At 65.9% G+C, this 2932-nt stretch carries 4 protein-coding genes; all 4 read left to right on the forward strand.

Going from position 1 to position 2932, the window contains the following annotated elements; genetic code table 11:
* Nucleotides 1–294, forward strand: a 294-nt coding sequence (gene accB, locus V7Q81_RS15430; RefSeq protein ID WP_333845093.1) for an acetyl-CoA carboxylase biotin carboxyl carrier protein, incomplete at its 5' end; no start/stop codon positions are given.
* Between the two features lie 186 nt (nucleotides 295–480).
* On the forward strand, nucleotides 481–1842 hold the full coding sequence (accC, locus tag V7Q81_RS15435) for an acetyl-CoA carboxylase biotin carboxylase subunit (RefSeq protein WP_333845095.1): 1362 nt from the start codon (nucleotides 481–483) through the stop codon (nucleotides 1840–1842).
* On the forward strand, nucleotides 1839–2729 hold the full coding sequence (gene prmA, locus V7Q81_RS15440) for a 50S ribosomal protein L11 methyltransferase (protein ID WP_333845097.1): 891 nt from the start codon (nucleotides 1839–1841) through the stop codon (nucleotides 2727–2729). The genes accC and prmA overlap by 4 nt, the downstream gene beginning before the upstream one ends.
* Nucleotides 2726–2932 (forward strand): MJ0042-type zinc finger domain-containing protein (locus V7Q81_RS15445; protein ID WP_333845100.1); only part of this gene is annotated, 207 nt, incomplete at its 3' end. The genes prmA and V7Q81_RS15445, both read left to right, overlap by 4 nt.

Consider the following 2932-nt stretch of genomic DNA (forward strand, 5'->3'; position numbering starts at 1 on the left):
GCCCTGAGCCCGGCCCCCGAGCCGGCCGCCGCTCCCAAGTTGCCCGAGGGGCACGTGATCAAGTCCCCCATGGTGGGAACGTTCTATCGCTCCTCCTCCCCCGGCGCCAAGCCTTTCGTGGAGGTGGGCCAGACGGTGAAGGCAGGCGATACCCTGTGCATCATCGAGGCCATGAAGCTCATGAACGAGATCGAGTCGGATGTGGCCGGGGTGGTCAAGGCCATCCTGGTGGAGAACGGTCAACCGGTGGAATACGGCGAACCCCTGTTTGTGATCGAGCGAGCAAGCCCATGAGCGGCCGGAACTCGACCTCCGATCGAGCCGCGGTGAGCCATGTTTGAGAAAATTTTGATTGCGAACCGCGGCGACCACACGCCGCATAGCGGCTTGTGGCGGTGGAGGCTAACGGGCGCAAAGCGCCCGTTAAGTGAGCGTAGGCGAGCGGCCGGAACTAGATCGCAGATCGAGCCGCGGTGAGCCATGTTTGAGAAAATTTTGATTGCGAACCGCGGCGAGATCGCCCTCCGCATCCAACGTGCTTGCCGGGAGCTGGGCATCAGGACCGTGGTGGTGCACTCGGAAGCCGACGCGGAGGCGAAGTACGTGAAGCTCGCCGACGAGTCCGTGTGTATCGGCCCGGCGCCCTCGGCCCAAAGCTATCTCAACATTCCCGCCATCATCAGTGCTGCGGAGGTGACCGACGCCGAGGCCATTCATCCGGGCTACGGCTTCCTCTCGGAAAACGCCGACTTCGCCGAGAGGGTGGAAAAGAGCGGTTTCGTCTTCATCGGGCCGCGCCCCGAGACCATCCGCCTCATGGGCGACAAGGTGAGTGCCAAGAACGCCATGAAGAAGGCGGGAGTGCCCACGGTGCCCGGTCACGATTCGCCGCTGCCGGACAACCCGGCCGAAATCCGCCGCATCGCCAGATCCATCGGCTACCCCGTGATCCTGAAGGCCGCCGGGGGCGGCGGTGGGCGCGGCATGCGGGTAGTGCACACGGAAGCGGCCTTGCTCAACGCCGTCGCCACCGTCCAGGCGGAAGCTCAGGCGGCCTTCGGCAATCCAGCGGTGTACATGGAGAAGTTCTTGGAGAATCCCCGCCACGTGGAGATCCAGGTGCTCGCCGACGAATACCGCAACGTGATCCACCTGGGCGACCGGGACTGCTCCATGCAGCGGCGCCACCAGAAAATCATCGAAGAGGCGCCGGCTCCCGGGCTGACCCCGCGCCAGCGGGAGAAGATCGCCGAGCGCTGCGTGGAGGCTTGCCGGCGCATCGGCTACCGAAGCGCGGGCACCTTGGAGTTTCTCTATGAGGACGGGGAATTCTACTTCATCGAGATGAACACCCGGGTCCAAGTGGAGCATCCGGTGACCGAGATGATCACCGGAGTGGACATCGTCAAGCAGCAGATCCTGATCGCTGCGGGCGAGCGCCTGAAGTTCCGCCAGCGGGATATCGTCTTCCGCGGTCACGCCCTCGAATGCCGCATCAACGCCGAGGATCCCTTTACCTTTAGCCCCAGCCCGGGTCGCATCACCTCCTACCACCCTCCGGGGGGGCCCGGGGTAAGGGTGGATTCCCATGTCTACCAAGGCTACTTCGTCCCGCCCCACTACGATTCCCTGATCGGCAAGGTCATTACTTACGGCGATACCCGGGAGCTGGCCATCGCCCGCATGCGCTCGGCCCTCTCGGAAATGGTGGTGGAGGGCATCAAGACCAACATCCCTCTGCACCAGGAGCTACTCATGGATACCGCTTTCCTGCAGGGTGGGGTGAGCATTCACTATCTAGAGCAGAAGCTGGCGGGTACGGCTAAGAAGAAAACCGCATGAAGGGCTGGCTAGCCCTGTCCCTCTCGGTGGAGGCGGCTCACGCCGTCGCCCTCTCCGACGCCCTCGAGGCCCTGGGGGCGATCTCGGTGGAGCTGAGCGACGGGGCAACCGAAACCGCAGCCTTGGACGACACGCCGGAGCAGCCCTTTCCCCTATGGGCCCGTTGCCGGATCACCGCCCTCTTTCCCGAGGGGGCGGATGGGCGGGCGATTGCAGAGGAGGCCGCCCGGCTTGCCGCCCTGCCGACGGTCCCTACCCTAGAGATCATTCCGGTCTCGGAACGGGACTGGGTGCGGGAGACCCAGTCCCAGTTTGGGCCCTTTCAAGTGAGTTCCCGGCTGTGGGTAGTGCCGAGCTGGGCAGCGCCCCCGCCTCATGCCCTCATCGCGCTGCGGCTCGATCCCGGGATTGCCTTCGGCACCGGAAGCCACCCCACCACGCGTCTCTGCCTGCGCTGGCTTGACGCCACGGTGGGCGGTGGTGAACATGTGCTGGATTACGGCTGCGGCTCCGGGATCCTGGCCATCGCCGCGCTGAAGCTGGGCGCTGCCCGGGCCGTGGGGGTAGACATCGATCCGCTCGCCCTGGCGGCGAGCCGAGAAAACGCCCGGCTGAACCAGGTGGCTGCCGAATTCCTCGACCCAGCCCAGCTTCCCACCAACTTCCACGCCGACCTCCTGGTGGCCAACATCCTGGCGAGGCCCTTGATGCTGCTCGCCCCCGTGCTGGTTCAGGCCCTCAAGCCCGGCGGGCGGCTCGCCCTGGCGGGCATCCTGGAGGAGCAAGCCGAGGCGGTGGCAGAGGCTTACCGGCCGGCGCTGGTCCTCACCGTGGCGGCGGCGGAGGAAAACTGGGTGTTGCTCGCAGGGGAGAGAGGCGCTCCATGACCATGGCGACCCGCTGCCCGGAGTGCGGGACCCTTTTCCGCATCACGGCGGAGCAACTCCAGGCGCGGGAGGGTCGCGTGCGCTGTGGCCGTTGCCGGCAGGTCTTCAATGCCCTCGATACTCTCACCAGTGTGCCCGATCCCCCGGTCGTCGACGCGGTGCAATCCGCGCCTCAGCCCGCTGCGGTGCCATCGGCGCAAGAA

The sequence above is a fragment of the Pelomicrobium sp. genome, from assembly GCF_036803785.1.
Classification (GTDB): domain Bacteria; phylum Pseudomonadota; class Gammaproteobacteria; order Burkholderiales; family UBA6910; genus Pelomicrobium.

What these genes read in the sequence shown, in the direction of transcription:
- accC (WP_333845095.1), top strand. Translation starts at nt 481, where the DNA reads ATGTTTGAGAAAATTTTGATTGCGAACCGCGGCGAGATCGCCCTCCGC.
- prmA (WP_333845097.1), top strand. Translation starts at nt 1,839, where the DNA reads ATGAAGGGCTGGCTAGCCCTGTCCCTCTCGGTGGAGGCGGCTCACGCC.